We start from the raw sequence: 14,229 nt of genomic DNA on the forward strand, positions 1-14,229 counted from the left end.
CCACCTGATCCCATCCCGAACTCAGAAGTGAAAAGCGCCATCGCCGATGGTAGTGTGGGAGATCCCATGTGAGAGTAGGTCGTCGTCAAGCTTTATATTAAGAAAGCCCTGATAGCTGATGCTGTCAGGGCTTTTTTTCGTCTACGGTTAGCCGTCTTCACGTGCACGCAGTAATGGTTTACTCCTGCAGCAATGGCTTGCTCTTTTGTGCCCCGCTTGCGCCTGTCTCATTCTTCGACGCGTCTGCGCGGGTCATCAAAAGAGCGCGCCTTATGTCGTCTATCTGAATTCATGATACGTAGTAATGGCTTACCCTCTCGTACTCAGTTTGTGCCTGTTTCATACTCCGACGCGTCTGCGCGGGTCATCAAAAGAGAACGCCTTAAATCGTCTATCTGAACTCATGCCACGTAGTAATGGCTTACCCTCTGTATCCAGTTTGCGCTTGTCTTATCCTTTGAGGAGTCAGTGCGGGATATTAAAAGAGCGTGCATTGTGTCTTTTAGTGGGCATCAGTACAAGATGTGATCGTTGATGTTATTCTGACGAAGGTGAGATTCTATGGAGGCTAATCTTTGCAGATTAGTCTGTCCGGTAGTTTACTTTGCTATCTGATTCACTTTTGTTTGTTGTACAAGCTGTTTGTGTAGCAAATACACTTAATAGAATTACATTAAAAATGTGTGCTTGGACTGTACTGATTTTCAAAATGGATTTGTCTAATTGTATCAATATTAGTGAAAATGGTAGGGGGAAAGTTGTGTTTTATGGGGGTATAAAAAAGAATTATGCTTCTATTCAGCTTGAGCATCCCACCTAAAATACTGACGTCAATGCGTGTTAATTTGCGTAAAATGTATGGGTGTTGGGGGCTTGGTAAAAAATATTTTATTCTTCATTTGTTTTTTTTGATGTCAGTTTTTTATAAATGTCCTTAAAAAACATGAAGTTAAAATATATCCGGTGATGATTTTAGGTTTGTATTATGGCGTGCTGTAATTTTTTTTAAAAACTTCATTGACCCAACGCTTGAAAGCGGACTACAATCAGTTTCGTTTAAAAGAGTTGGCAATATTTATGTCCAGAGTTGCGAATAATACGTCATGTATGTTCGGTCCTGTTAAGTCATAAGTAATACCGAGTTTTTTTAGCACTATAACGTAGATGATTTACATCTTCGTATAAATTAACTTAACCTACAGGATAAACAGACATGTCTGACGTAGTAACTGGTACAGTAAAATTTTTCAACGAAACTAAAGGTTTCGGTTTCATCACTCAGGATTCTGGTCCTGATGTTTTTGTTCACTTCTCTGCAATCAACACTTCTGGTTTCAAAACTTTGGCTGAAGGCCAAAAAGTTGAATTCCAAGTAGCTCAAGGCAAAAAAGGCCCTGAAGCTCAAAACGTTACTCCTCTATAATTAAGAGTAAACGTTGCTGAGGTTTTGCTCAGCAGTGCGAATGCTAAAAAGCGACTTTATAAGTCGCTTTTTTTGTTTTTGTTGTTTATGGTGCTTTAAAGTCTCATAGCGAAGTCGGCATACTTGTTAGTATAAGAGGAGAAATGGAATGGCTGCAAAATCACTGCAAGAGCAATTGCTAGGTGTTGGGCTTGTAGATAAAAAGAAAGTAAAGAAGCTAAAGGCTGAATCTTTACAGCATAAGCAAAAAGTTAAAAAGGGTAAGGTCTCTGCAACCGAAGTAGATGACCGACAAGAGCTGTTAAAGCGTCAACGTGATGAGAAAGCTGAAAAAGATCGACTGTTAAACCTAGAGCGCCAAAGACTTATAGAAGAAAAGGCTGTTCATGGGCAAATACGACAGATGATAGAGCAAAATCGTATTAAACGAGAGAGCGGTGATATTTCTTATCACTTCACTGATAATAAAAAAGTTAAGAAATTGTATGTTACCCAATCTATTCATAATGACTTGAGTTGCGGACGCTTAGCGATAGTAAAACTTGATGAAAATTATGAACTTATCGCTGAGCCTGTTGCGGTTAAAATAACCGAGCGTGATCCTTCTTATGTTCTCGTGTGCAATAACCGTACAGAAAGTATTGAAGATGATCCTTATGCAGACTTTCAAATACCTGATGACTTAATGTGGTAGCTGCATTTTGTCGTGCACTGTGTGTGTATTTTTTAAGTAAAATGTAAATTATCGCTTGCATAATTCAGATTAGCAGGATAGTTTATTAGATAGACAGAGAGTAAAGGAATTACTCATGCCTCCAGGACGGAGGCTCTGTCACTTCTCAGGAAGAGTTTAGCTGCAAGGATGCAGCGGAAATTTCCCTTCATACAAGACCCATCCCCATTTCAACAAATTTTCATATGATTGTTTTACTCTTGTATGTGTAATCTATGCGCGTACCACGTCTTAAAGGTTGTTATTTTAGCGCCTTCATTTTTTGATTTAACTGGAGTATGAAATAGGTATTGCCATCATCTCCTCTTATGCTTTGTCTAAATTCTGCTTATCTTTGCACATAAAATCTTATTTGATGTTTAAAAATTCACTTATTTTAGTTTTTATATGCACATTGTTTTCGGTATTGATCTTTGTTTTTAATTAAAGTTTTGATTTTTAAGGTTTTTTTATTTTTTATTTTGTTTTTCTTTCAGCTTAAGTCCTTTATTGGTGAATTATTTCATATAAAGAGCACTCAGGGTGGATTGTTTGTGCATGCAAGCTGCGCCTACTTGTCAATTTCTGCAGAATCTTTAGATTAATTGACTGTTGCTTGCAATATTCAAGCGCCTACAAGAAAGCTATATATTTAAAGGGAAACGAGAATGAAAAAATCGATTATTGCTATCGCAGTATCTAGCGCTGCTTTTGCTGCTGTATCTGTTCATGCTGCTGAAGGTTCTACAGTAGACGTTTACGGTAACATCCAATACGCATACACAGACAACGATGCTGGTTCTGACTTTGAGGACAACGGTTCGACTTTTGGTTTCAAGGGCGAAACAACAATCAATGAAGATTTGACTGCTTTCTTCAAGTACGAGCTTGAAGCTAATGCTGATGAGAAGAACACTGTTTCAACTCGTCTTGATCAAGCGTTTGTTGGTTTGAAAGGTAACTTCGGTAAAGTACAAGTTGGTTCTTTCGATTCTATCTACAACAATGCTATTCAAGATTCTGTAGATCAGTTTGAGAACCTAGGATTTAACAACAACGCTACTACTACTGAAGGCGACACTATCGCTTACTTCTCTCCTTCTTTTGGTGGTCTAGAGCTTCAAGCTTCTGCACAAGTTAAAGGTAGTGATAACGCAAATGATGGCACTGCAGTTACACTTGTAGGTAAATACAGTGTTGATGCTTTGACTGTTGCTCTAGGTTTCGATTCTCTTGAGAATGATCAAGCTGATGATGAAAACACTATCGGTTTGAATGTTGGCTACCAAGTGATGCCAGCTTTGAACGTAAGCGCAAAATTTGAGACGACTAAAGACATCGAAGACACTTTCGGTCTAGCTGCTCGTTACGGTTACGGTGCTGGTGATATTTATGCTTCTGCACAGGTTATCTCTCCAGAATCTGGTGATGAATACAACGAGTTTGGTGCTGGCGTAACATACAGCCTAGCGTCAAATGTTTATGTCTACGGTGAAGTAGCTAGCATTGAAGCTAACTCTACTGCTGATGCAGACACTCAAACAGCTGTTGGTGTTTACTACGGTTTCTAAGATCTTCTCTTAGAAGATTTTATTTACTCTAAGGCTCCCTAGCTTTTAATAAGGTGGGAGCCTTATGTTAAGTACGATCATTCAAGGTTCCATATTTCTTCTCTTGTAGGCGATTGTTGGAACATTTTGGCACTTGGTGGAAACACTAAGTGCCTTTTTTATGTAAAAAAGTGCCCAGCCTTGGCATTACAAATACTTGATTGTTATTTGACCAAACCGTTACACTGGATTTTTACTTTGATTGGCGGTTGTTATGCTTAATATGGACTTTACCCAAGCTGTATTGATCGATACAAATAAACTTGATTGGGTAGCAAGTCCCATGTCGGGTGTGTTTAGGAAGCCTTTGGCGCGAGAAGAGGCTGAACGAGGTCACGCAACTAGCCTTGTACAGTACGAGGCAGGGTCAGTTTTTCGCCCACACCCACATCCTTTGGGTGAGGAAATATTGGTGCTATCAGGTGTTTTTTCCGATCAGCAAGGCGACTTCGAGGCCGGTAGTTATTTTAGGAACCCCCCTGGCACTAGTCATGCGCCCCATAGTGAAAAAGGGTGCTTATTGCTCGTCAAGCTGCACCAGTTTCAGTCGTCCGACTTAAATCAAGTTTCTGTAAATACCCCAAAAATCTGGTCGTCTAATGAATCCGAGATTTTGCCGCTGTATACATTTGGTATGGAGCGTGTTTGGCTTGTTAGGATTCAGAATGGTGACAATTTATTAGGTGAATTAGACTTACCTGATGCGGTTGAGTTATTTATTATCTCAGGGCAAGCTCGTTACGGTGAGCTTTTATTGTCATCTGGCATGTGGTTGCGAGAGCCGCAATTTTTGTCAAAGGATTGGAGTGTAGAATCGAGCTGTTTTATTTGGCTAAAATCGGGGCACTTCTAAATCGTCTGTTAATGAAAATATTGAGGCATTAGTGAAATATATTGTACCAGAGCAAAAAAGAGTGGTTCTGCCGATAGTTGAAAGCGATGAGTGCTTCCCTGTAGGCCGAGTTTTCTGTGTCGGCCGTAATTATGCTGAGCACTCAAGAGAAATGGGCGATGACCCTGAAAGAGATCCGCCATTTTTCTTTGCTAAAGGTGCAGCTGATGTTGTGCCTGTTGGTTTTTCTGAAACGGTGTCTATTCGTTATCCCATGGCCTCTAAGCAGTTTGAGTATGAGGTTGAATTAGTCGTGGCGATTGGTCGTGGAGGACGTAACCTAACGCTGGAGCAAGCTGCTGATGCTGTTCTTGGTTACGCTGTTGGCTTAGACATGACTCGACGAGATCTTCAGGCGCAGGCTAAGAAGAAAGGCCGTCCATGGGAGGTTGGAAAATCATTTGATGAATCTGCGCCAATCAGTCCAATTCTCCTGAAAACAGATCTGTTGACTAAAAAAATATTGAATGCTGAGATTGGGTTAAAGGTGAATGATGATTTGAAGCAGATTAGTCATATCTCCAATCTAACTTGGTCAATAGAAGAAGTTATCTGTAAATTGTCTGAGGTATTTGAGTTGCGACCTGGAGACTTAATCATGACAGGTACGCCTGAGAATGTTGGGCCTGTTATTTCTGGTGATGAAATGACAGCTTGGGTTGATTCCATCGGTGAAATTCGAGTCCGCGTTACTGATTAAATTCTGTGAATCTGTTCTGTAAGGCCGGTGCTAATGGGTGGCCGTATTCGTTTAAAAGGTGAATCGCCACTTCTGCTGTACAAAGACCGGTTGTCTTTTGATTTCTGCGTTTACTAAAAACGGACTTCATGTCTTTGATTTCATAGTGGGTAAACTTTTTTAGATACGGAGACTGGTTGTACATTTTTTGTGCTTGCTGCCAAGTGCCGTCAATGACAATAATGTTCTCTATGTTGAGTGGGAGTTGGTTGCTTTGTGTTGAGTCTATATTGTTGTCTGGGAAGATAAGCAAGCTATTATTCAGAGGTAGGTTGATTATGTCTGGGTTTGGCGCAACACGGGACCAGATAATGACTTTGCAATCAGTCCCCATTATCTCTTCTACTAATTTCCCTGTTCCAGTTTTCTTTTTGAGCTCTTCACTGTGTGTCAGCAGCCAAATAATCATGTATCTCTTTTACCTAGGTAGACGTTTGTTGTGGGATTGTAATCATAGCGGGCTCTATTATGCACTAAAAAGCCCCTCTTGTTTTGTGTAGGTAGCACACTGACAAGAAGGGCTCTTTAAGATTGGTTGAGTAGAAAAAATTGGTTACTCTTTTCCTATCGAACCTATTTTATGAATAGATAAGTCCGCGCCATTAAATTCATCTTCCTCATTTAGACGTAGTCCGCTGATGGCTTTTATTGCGCCATAAACAGCAAAGCCACCTAGGCTGGCTACAGCAATACCTGCCAAGCTTCCAATGAGCTGTGAGATAAAGCTAACACCACCTAGACCGCCAAATGATTCAGCGCCAAATATACCCGCTGCAATACCTCCCCATGCACCACAAACTCCGTGTAATGGCCATACACCGAGTACATCGTCTGTATTCTTGAAGTTTTGTTGAACATAGGTAAACAGCAAGGTAAATATAGCACCCGCAAATGCGCCTGTTGCTAGCGCCCCTATTGGGTGCATTATGTCTGATCCAGCACAAATGGCCACCAATCCGGCTAGTGGGCCGTTATGTATGAAGCCTGGGTCGTTTTTGCCAAATATCATCGCGGTAATGATACCACCCACCATCGCCATTAAAGAATTTACGGCGACGAGTCCGCTGATGCCATCCAGCGTTTGTGCTGACATAACATTAAAGCCAAACCAGCCGATACAAAGGATCCAAGCCCCAAGGGCAAGAAAAGGTATGTTGGAAGGGGCGAAGGCAACGAGCTTTCCTTGTTTGAATCGACCACGTCGAGTGCCGAGTAAAACAATTGCTGCAAGAGCGACCCAGCCCCCAAATGCGTGCACAACAACGGAGCCAGCAAAATCATGAAATGGGGCTCCAAATTGGCTTTCTAATAGATCTTGAACGCCATAGTTACCATTCCAGACAATACCCTCAAAGAATGGGTACACAACACCAACTATCATCGCTGAAGATATTAGCATAGGGTAGAACTTGGCTCGTTCAGCAACGCCACCAGAGATGATAGCGGGGATTGCAGCAGCAAATGTCATTAAAAAGAAGAACTTAACCAGGCTATATCCATTATTTTGAGATAAAACGACCGCACTATCAAAAAAAGTAATGCCATAAGCGATTTGATAGCCAACAAAGAAGTAGACAAGCGCAGATATGGCAAAGTCAGTCATGATTTTAACCAGAGCATTGACTTGATTCTTGTGACGTACGGTTCCTACTTCAAGAAAAGCAAAGCCAGCATGCATAGCAAAGACCATAACAGCCCCAAGTAGAATAAAAAGAGTGTTTGAGCTGGATACCAACATTTCGACTGCACTATTTATGGGTGACACGGAGTAACTCCTATTGTTTTTTGCACTTATATGGTTGCCCGTTCTCTTTTTTTGCCCTTGTTTAGGGCTTTTTTAAAAGAAAATGGCGTGTTTTTTTATCATCTAGTGCTTTTTAAGCAAATTCTATTCCATACTGCATTTCTTTGGTGCTTTATCGTTTCTTTTTATTTCTTAGTGTTCTCTTTTGGTGCTTGTCGATTTTGCATGCTGTCAATGTTCGTCATTTTATGACTAGGGAGGTTAGTTATGTGATGCCTCCAAAATCTCGACTTATATGTGCTTCCTATTTTATTTCTAACAACTTATTATCAATATGTGGCTATATTTATTAGTACTAATGTACTTATGAATTAGCTGGATATTGTCTTTTTTAAGACGAGTAGAGTTTTAATTTAGTTAAAAAGATTGCTCATTAAGAGCAGCATAAAATGAGGTTATTATGTCAGATCAGTTAGTTTCAGGAATTGTTAAGTGGTTTAATGACGAAAAAGGGTTTGGTTTTATTGAGCGTGAAGGCGGTGCAGATGTTTTTGTTCACTTTCGTGCTATAAATGGTACTGGTCGTCGTACTTTACAAGAAGGTCAAAGTGTTACTTTTGAAGTGACTCAAGGTCAAAAAGGTCCTCAAGCTGAAAATGTAACTATTGTATAATTAATTTAGTTCCATTTTTAAAAAGCCATGTATCCATTGCGCTCCATTTCAATTATTTAGCGTACCGGTAACATGGCTTTTTTACGCTTCAAATTTCAGATATAGGTTTTATAGGAGGAGTTGTTTCCTGTTTTATACTCATTTAGGCGCTGCCCTTATGCCATTCGAGCAAGGTATGCCCTTTCACTGTTGGGAGTGAATGTCTATTTAAGGGAAGTTGATCTAAAACGTAAGCCACAGGCTTTGTTGTCGTTGGGGGGGAGGTCTAGCGTTCCTCAACTGGTTGATACTGAAGGAAACCGTTACCCGGAAAGCTTGGATATTATATTCTGGGCACTATCAAGGGTCGAGCATGGGCTAGATATAGAGCGTATATGGCCGAATGAATCGACGAAAAAAAACAACATGATGGCGTGGGTTCGATACAATGATCATATTTTTAAGATATGGCTTGATCGCTATAAATATGCCGATCGTCATCCTGAATACAGTCAAAACTACTATTATGAAAAAGGTGAAGTGTTCTTGAAGCGCTTGAATCAGCGTTTGGCGAATAAGACTTACTTATTTGGTGAAAATGTGAGTGTTGCTGATATTGCAGTATTCCCTTTTGTTCGCCAATTTGCAGGTGTAGATCAAAAGCGTTTTGATGAATCACCTTATCATCATCTTAAGTTATGGCTAGCAAGGTTTTTAGACTCATCACTCTTTAAAGATATTGTGATGAAAAAGTATTCTACTTGGGAGATCGGGCAGGAAGAAGTTGTGTTCCCACCCAGTCAATAGCCTAGATTATTGTCTAGCCGATTAAGCCAAACGTTATCCAATATAGAAAACTAGGATCTGCGTCACTTGGTAGTTCAAGCTGAATGAATTTACCTTCTTCATCTAGATACTTGGATTCAGGAAAGTTTTGTTTTAATACAGCTAAATTCGTATTTGCTAAATCCGTTTGCTCTAAGTCCATATAAGACTGAATACTGATAGCAAGTGCTTCTTCGACAGATCGGGTGCTAGGATAGTGTAAAATCACTTCTTGGCTTCTACGTAATGCAGAAAGAGGTGCCTTTCTTTTTAAATAGTAATTCGCTACTTTCAGTTCATGTCGCGAAATCATTTCACGTAAATGCAACATGCGGGCTTTTGCATCTGGCGCATACTGGCTGTTTGGAAAGCGTGATGTGAAGTCTGCAAGTTCATTAAAGGCTTTGGATAATTCTTTTGAGTCTCTTTCGCTTGGGTCTAAATCCAAGTAGCGAGACATAAAGGTTTCAGCGCCTTTGTAGGTGGACAGAGCGCGCATGTAGTACGCGTAATCGATAGAATCATGTTCGGGGTGATTTTTGATGAAACGCTCGGTAGTAGAGTGCGCAGCAATGAAATCGCCTGCTTCCATTTGGGCATAGATCAAGTCCAGTTCTGCACGAGTACTGAATTCGCCAAATGGGTAACGTGAGTCTAAGTCTTTCAGATGTTTTATCGCCGTGGACGGAAGGTTGTCTTCCAATGCTTGTTGCGCTTTGTCGTAATAAACGCGTTCAGGCAAGTCTGGTTCCTGTACTTGAGTACTTGAACAGGCAGCAATGAATAAAGAAAAACTAACTATTCCAGAGAATCGGAGCAACGAGTGATGAAATCCCATGTATAATCAAAACCTTGATATGGTAGTAGATTGGCCTCAATCGGCATTTTGTAGCGTTATACTGCGAAAGATGAAGAAGAGCAAGGCGCTACACGTTTTTTCACATTTAGCCCAATGATAAGTTTATTGGGCTGATAACAACAGATTAAAGTACATTGTATGGCAGAGCGAATAGTAAAAGAAGCCTTAGTTCCTTTCGATTTGGGAGGAAGTCGGTTTGATCAAATTGCAACAGAATTGTTTAGCGATTATTCCCGTTCTCGTATCCAGTCATGGATTAAGGAAGGGGTTTTAAAAGTTGACGGAAAAATCACGAAGCCTAAAGAGAAGTTGTTTGGTGGTGAAACGGTGTCTCTGGATATTGTTATTGAGGCTCAAGAGGACCATGAAGCCCAAGAGATGGATCTTGATATTGTCTATGAAGACGATGATATTATGATCGTTAATAAGCCTGCTGGTTTGGTGGTACACCCTGCTGTCGGTAACAGAGATGGCACCTTGATGAACGCTATTCTTCATCACGCCCCTGAAACAGCGCACATTCCTCGAGCTGGTATTGTGCACCGTTTAGACAAAGAAACAACGGGCTTGATGGTGGTTGCAAAAACACTGGCGGCTCAAACGGACCTAGTTGCTCAATTGCAAGAGCGCAGTATGGGCCGAGAGTATGAAGCGATTTCTATTGGTGTGATGACTGGTGGTGGTGTTGTAGATGAGCCTATTGGTCGCCATCCACATAATCGCCAAAAGCAAGCGGTAGAGCCTGTAAATGGGAAAGATGCTGTAACGCATTACCGTTTGGTTGAACGCTTTAAAAATCACACACATATCCGCTTAAAGCTTGAAACAGGACGAACTCATCAAATTCGAGTTCATATGGCGTTTATTCAATATCCATTGGTGGGAGACCCTCAATATGGTGGCCGTTTAAAAATGCCAAAAGCTTGCTCTCCAGAATTGCAGGATGAGCTACGTCATTTCCGCCGCCAAGCTCTGCATGCGAAAAAGCTAGAGCTTTCCCATCCTATTACAGGGGAATGGATGCAATGGGAAATTGATTTGCCTGAAGATATGCAAAAATTGCTAGAGGCGTTAAAGAAAGATATGGTGGAATCAGGCAGTAACGATTCTGAGTATTTTTAATAGAATGATGTATTCTCTAAAGGCAGCTTCGAGCTGCCTTTTTGTTATTTGCTTGCGAGGGATTTGATGGCTTCTCAATTTTCTTCATATATTTTGCCAACTTGGCCTGCGCCTGCGTCAGTTTGTGCTTATGTGTCGACACGTGTTGGTGGTGTTAGTAATCCACCTTTTGATGGGCTTAACTTGGGCTTGCATGTAGATGATGATCCTGCAGCGGTTAAGCAAAATCGACAATTGTTTGCTTCATATATTGATATGCCGGACACTGCGGTTTGGCTAAATCAAGTTCATGGTACAGAGGTTGTTCAGTTGCCATGTGGTCTACCTCTAAAAAGTGCCGATGCCGCAACTTCTCGGACTGTTAATCAAGTTTGTGCTGTGCTCACCGCTGATTGTTTGCCTGTGTTTTTTTGTAATCTGTCAGGAACTCAAGTGGCCGTCGCGCATGCAGGCTGGCGTGGATTGTGTTCAGGTGTTTTGGAATCGACATTGGCTCAATTTGATGAGAAAGACGATGTGATTGCTTGGTTGGGGCCGTCTATTGGGCCGAGTGCATTTGAAGTAGGTGATGAGGTGAAAGAGGCTTTTATGTCGGTTGATCCTCAGGCTGAATTAGCATTTGGCTCTTCTATGCGAGCGGGAAAGTGGTTTGCCGACTTGTATCTGCTAGCTCGACAGCGTCTATTATCTGCAGGTGTTAAGCAAATATACGGCGGTGACTATTGTACTTTTACAGACAGTGAGCGCTTTTTTTCTTATCGTCGAGAAGGAATGACTGGGCGAATGGCCTCTGTTATTTGGCTAAAAGAATAAGATATTTTCAATTAATGTGACCAGTGTCAAAAAAATGACACCTATCATCTTGAAAAGCTGGTTTTCGGGATTATTAAGATCGTAATTGAATATTTCATCTTATGTTTATAAAGGATGTCAGATTATGCGTATAGATCGTTTAACCAGTAAATTACAGTTAGCGCTTTCCGATGCTCAATCGATTGCGCTTGGACAAGATCATTCCTATATCGAACCACTTCATTTAATGATGGCTTTGCTTGATCAGCAGGGCGGTAGTACGCGCCCGATTCTTCAGCAAGCTGGTATTCCCGTTGCTAAATTTCGTGAAAGTTTGAATGAGCTTTTATCCCGTCTTCCTAAAGTGAATGACCATGATGGCAATGTGCAGATGTCCCCAGAGTTGGGGCGATTGCTTAACCTTGCTGATAAAGAAGCGCAGAAACGAAAAGACCAATATATCTCTTCCGAATTGGTTTTGATGGCAATGTTTGATGGCAAGGACGATCTTGCCAAAAGCCTAAAGGCCAGTGGCGTTACTAAATCCGATATTGCCGTTGTTATTGATGGTATTCGAGGTGGCGATTCGGTGAATGATCCTGATGCAGAAGAAAATCGACAAGCGTTAGATAAATATACAGTTGATCTTACAGCGAGAGCGGCCGAAGGTAAGCTGGATCCAGTCATTGGGCGTGATGATGAAATTCGCCGTACGGTTCAGGTGCTACAGCGTCGACGTAAAAATAACCCTGTCTTAATTGGTGAGCCAGGTGTTGGTAAGACCGCTATTGTTGAAGGTTTGGCGCAACGAATTATTAATGGTGAGGTGCCGGAAGGTTTAAAGAATAAGCGTGTTTTGTCTCTTGATATGGCGGCGTTAATTGCTGGGGCTAAATATCGTGGTGAGTTTGAAGAACGCCTAAAAGCTTTGTTGAATGAACTGGCGAAGCAAGAAGGGCAGGTGATCTTATTTATTGACGAAATTCACACCATGGTGGGGGCGGGTAAATCTGAGGGCTCAATGGACGCAGGTAATATGCTTAAACCTGCGCTTGCCCGTGGTGAGTTACACTGTGTTGGTGCCACGACGTTGAATGAATATCGTCAGTTTATTGAGAAAGATGCGGCATTGGAAAGACGTTTCCAGAAAGTATTGGTAGAAGAACCGAGTGTGTTGGATTCTATCGCTATTTTGCGGGGCTTAAAGGAGCGTTATGAGGTTCACCATGGCGTAGACATCACTGACTCCGCGATTATCGCTGCAGCGAAGCTCTCGCAGCGTTACATAACGGATCGACAGTTGCCGGATAAGGCAATTGACCTTATTGATGAAGCGGGCAGTCGTATTCGTATGGAGATGGATTCAAAACCAGAGGATATGGATCGTTTGGAGCGTCGTCTAATTCAGTTGAAAATTGAAAAAGAGGCTTTGAAGAAAGAGAAAGACAAAGCCTCCAAATTACGATTAGAGGAATTGAGTGTAGAAATAGATAACCTGCAGAAACAATTTTCGGATTTAGAAGAAATTTGGAATGCGGAGAAAGCGGCTGTTCAAGGGGCGCAAAAGCTCAAAGAGGAGTTGGAGTCAGTACGCCACGAAATGGAAGAGGCCCGTCGAAGCGGAAATTTAGCCAAAATGTCAGAGCTTCAGTATGGCGTCATTCCAATGTTGGAAGCTGAAATCGAAAAAGCGAGCAAGGCCGAGGAAACAACGGAAACACGGCTGCTAAAAAGGCGTGTGACTGAAGAGGAGATCGCCACGGTCGTTTCTAGATGGACAGGCATCCCCGTCGATAAAATGTTGGAAGGTGAGCGTGACAAGCTGCTGCGAATGGAAGAAGCATTGCATGAGTCTGTCATGGGACAAGATGAGGCGATTCGGGCGGTTTCAAATGCGGTTCGTCGTTCAAGATCTGGTCTAGCCGATCCGAATCGTCCAAACGGCTCGTTTTTGTTCCTGGGGCCGACAGGTGTTGGTAAAACGGAATTATGTAAATCCCTTGCGAAATTCCTTTTTGATACCGAACAGGCGATGGTTCGGATCGATATGTCAGAGTTTATGGAGAAGCATTCGGTCGCACGCTTGATAGGAGCGCCTCCAGGTTATGTAGGTTACGAGGAGGGTGGTTATCTTACAGAAGCTGTGAGACGTCGCCCGTACTCTGTGTTGCTACTTGACGAGGTCGAGAAAGCTCATCCAGATGTTTTTAATATTCTATTGCAGGTATTGGATGATGGACGACTAACTGATGGACAGGGGCGCACTGTTGATTTTAGAAATACGGTGATTGTCATGACCTCTAACCTTGGGTCGGATTTAATTCAGGAATATCAGTCGGCTGACCAATACGATGAGATTAAAGCGAAAGTAATGGAGGTAGTAGGAATGCACTTCCGTCCAGAGTTTATTAACCGTATTGATGAAACTGTCGTCTTCCATCCTCTGATGAGATCTCAAATCAAAGGTATTGCGACAGTGCAGCTTGCTCATCTTAATGAGAGATTGGCTGAGATGGGGATGTCTTTGACTCTTACTGATGCTGCAGCAGATCAGCTTGCTGAGGTTGGATACGACCCAGTTTATGGCGCTAGGCCATTAAAGCGGGCAATACAGAAATTGATAGAAAATCCATTGGCTAATGAATTGTTATCTGGGAATTTTGTAGTGGGTGATAGTATTGTTGCTGGATTATCTAATGATGGTCTTATTGGTTTTTCAAAAGCGAATTAACAGATCTCTGAAATGAAAAATCCCGCTGAGGCATGAAGTGACCCCCAATAGTTGGACAACCAACATTGGGGGTTCTTTTTATGTCAAAGTACAGTCGTGCTTTAAAAATCACATTAGCTCAGCAATGC

The 14,229-nt window shown here is 41.7% G+C and carries 13 protein-coding genes and 1 rRNA gene; 11 read left to right on the plus strand and 3 right to left on the minus strand.

Annotated features, from left to right (window positions below; translation table 11 throughout):
• The 6 genes from rrf to DFP75_RS18155 all read left to right on the plus strand — a co-directional run.
• Positions 1-91: ribosomal RNA gene (gene rrf, locus DFP75_RS18130) — 5S ribosomal RNA — on the plus strand; the annotation flags it as partial.
• 1,122 nt (positions 92-1,213) lie between these two features.
• Positions 1,214-1,423 carry a cold-shock protein gene (locus DFP75_RS18135; RefSeq protein WP_024024079.1) on the plus strand — a complete coding sequence of 70 codons (210 nt, stop codon included), beginning with the start codon at positions 1,214-1,216 and terminating at the stop codon, positions 1,421-1,423.
• 148 nt (positions 1,424-1,571) lie between these two features.
• A complete protein-coding gene (locus DFP75_RS18140) occupies positions 1,572-2,117 on the plus strand; it encodes a DUF2058 domain-containing protein (RefSeq protein WP_110577453.1) in 546 nt (181 codons plus the stop codon).
• Positions 2,118-2,803: 686 nt separating this feature from the next.
• Positions 2,804-3,706 carry a porin gene (locus DFP75_RS18145; protein ID WP_110577454.1) on the plus strand — a complete coding sequence of 301 codons (903 nt, stop codon included), beginning with the start codon at positions 2,804-2,806 and terminating at the stop codon, positions 3,704-3,706.
• Positions 3,707-3,959: 253 nt separating this feature from the next.
• The gene (locus DFP75_RS18150) at positions 3,960-4,598 is read left to right on the plus strand and encodes a cupin domain-containing protein (protein WP_110577455.1); all 639 of its coding nucleotides are present in this window, start codon (positions 3,960-3,962) and stop codon (positions 4,596-4,598) included.
• A gap of 31 nt (positions 4,599-4,629) precedes the next feature.
• On the plus strand, positions 4,630-5,337 hold the full coding sequence (locus DFP75_RS18155) for a fumarylacetoacetate hydrolase family protein (protein WP_110577456.1): 708 nt from the start codon (positions 4,630-4,632) through the stop codon (positions 5,335-5,337).
• Here DFP75_RS18155 and DFP75_RS18160 read toward each other — a convergent pair.
• Complete coding sequence (locus DFP75_RS18160; protein ID WP_110577457.1) at positions 5,327-5,785, minus strand: tRNA-uridine aminocarboxypropyltransferase; 459 nt, start codon at positions 5,783-5,785, stop codon at positions 5,327-5,329. The two genes, DFP75_RS18155 and DFP75_RS18160, sit on opposite strands and share 11 nt — an antisense overlap.
• Before the next feature lie 144 nt (positions 5,786-5,929).
• Positions 5,930-7,141, minus strand: coding sequence for an ammonium transporter (locus DFP75_RS18165; RefSeq protein ID WP_110577458.1), 1,212 nt, complete (start codon positions 7,139-7,141; stop codon positions 5,930-5,932).
• 439 nt (positions 7,142-7,580) lie between these two features.
• Here DFP75_RS18165 and DFP75_RS18170 point away from each other — a divergent pair, with 439 nt between their 5' ends.
• Both DFP75_RS18170 and DFP75_RS18175 read left to right on the plus strand, forming a co-directional pair.
• Positions 7,581-7,793 carry a cold-shock protein gene (locus tag DFP75_RS18170; protein WP_110577459.1) on the plus strand — a complete coding sequence of 71 codons (213 nt, stop codon included), beginning with the start codon at positions 7,581-7,583 and terminating at the stop codon, positions 7,791-7,793.
• Positions 7,794-7,913: 120 nt separating this feature from the next.
• Positions 7,914-8,579, plus strand: coding sequence for a glutathione S-transferase (locus DFP75_RS18175; RefSeq protein WP_110577460.1), 666 nt, complete (start codon positions 7,914-7,916; stop codon positions 8,577-8,579).
• A 13-nt stretch (positions 8,580-8,592) separates the two neighbouring features.
• Here DFP75_RS18175 and DFP75_RS18180 read toward each other — a convergent pair whose 3' ends face one another.
• On the minus strand, positions 8,593-9,435 hold the full coding sequence (locus DFP75_RS18180; RefSeq protein WP_110577461.1) for an outer membrane protein assembly factor BamD: 843 nt from the start codon (positions 9,433-9,435) through the stop codon (positions 8,593-8,595).
• Between the two features lie 159 nt (positions 9,436-9,594).
• Between DFP75_RS18180 and rluD the strand changes: the two genes are divergently transcribed.
• The 3 genes from rluD to clpB all read left to right on the plus strand — a co-directional run bounded on the left by rluD (position 9,595) and on the right by clpB (position 14,101).
• Positions 9,595-10,578 carry a 23S rRNA pseudouridine(1911/1915/1917) synthase RluD gene (rluD, locus tag DFP75_RS18185; RefSeq protein WP_110577462.1) on the plus strand — a complete coding sequence of 328 codons (984 nt, stop codon included), beginning with the start codon at positions 9,595-9,597 and terminating at the stop codon, positions 10,576-10,578.
• Between the two features lie 66 nt (positions 10,579-10,644).
• Entirely contained in the window at positions 10,645-11,391 is a 747-nt protein-coding gene (gene pgeF / locus DFP75_RS18190; protein ID WP_110577463.1) for a peptidoglycan editing factor PgeF, read from the plus strand.
• A 124-nt stretch (positions 11,392-11,515) separates the two neighbouring features.
• Complete coding sequence (gene clpB / locus DFP75_RS18195; RefSeq protein ID WP_110577464.1) at positions 11,516-14,101, plus strand: ATP-dependent chaperone ClpB; 2,586 nt, start codon at positions 11,516-11,518, stop codon at positions 14,099-14,101.
• The last annotated feature ends 128 nt before the right edge of the window (positions 14,102-14,229 follow it).

Origin of the sequence: Marinomonas alcarazii (genome assembly GCF_003208215.1) — a bacterium.
Taxonomy (GTDB): Bacteria; Pseudomonadota; Gammaproteobacteria; order Pseudomonadales; family Marinomonadaceae; genus Marinomonas; species Marinomonas alcarazii.

Bases quoted from the DNA above. Each gene is read 5' to 3' on its own strand.
- DFP75_RS18180 (WP_110577461.1), bottom strand. From the start codon at position 9,435: ATGGGATTTCATCACTCGTTGCTCCGATTCTCTGGAATAGTTAGTTTT.
- DFP75_RS18145 (WP_110577454.1), top strand. From the start codon at position 2,804: ATGAAAAAATCGATTATTGCTATCGCAGTATCTAGCGCTGCTTTTGCT.
- DFP75_RS18170 (WP_110577459.1), top strand. From the start codon at position 7,581: ATGTCAGATCAGTTAGTTTCAGGAATTGTTAAGTGGTTTAATGACGAA.
- clpB (WP_110577464.1), top strand. From the start codon at position 11,516: ATGCGTATAGATCGTTTAACCAGTAAATTACAGTTAGCGCTTTCCGAT.
- DFP75_RS18140 (WP_110577453.1), top strand. From the start codon at position 1,572: ATGGCTGCAAAATCACTGCAAGAGCAATTGCTAGGTGTTGGGCTTGTA.
- DFP75_RS18150 (WP_110577455.1), top strand. From the start codon at position 3,960: ATGCTTAATATGGACTTTACCCAAGCTGTATTGATCGATACAAATAAA.
- rluD (WP_110577462.1), top strand. From the start codon at position 9,595: ATGGCAGAGCGAATAGTAAAAGAAGCCTTAGTTCCTTTCGATTTGGGA.
- DFP75_RS18135 (WP_024024079.1), top strand. From the start codon at position 1,214: ATGTCTGACGTAGTAACTGGTACAGTAAAATTTTTCAACGAAACTAAA.
- DFP75_RS18160 (WP_110577457.1), bottom strand. From the start codon at position 5,785: ATGATTATTTGGCTGCTGACACACAGTGAAGAGCTCAAAAAGAAAACT.
- pgeF (WP_110577463.1), top strand. From the start codon at position 10,645: ATGGCTTCTCAATTTTCTTCATATATTTTGCCAACTTGGCCTGCGCCT.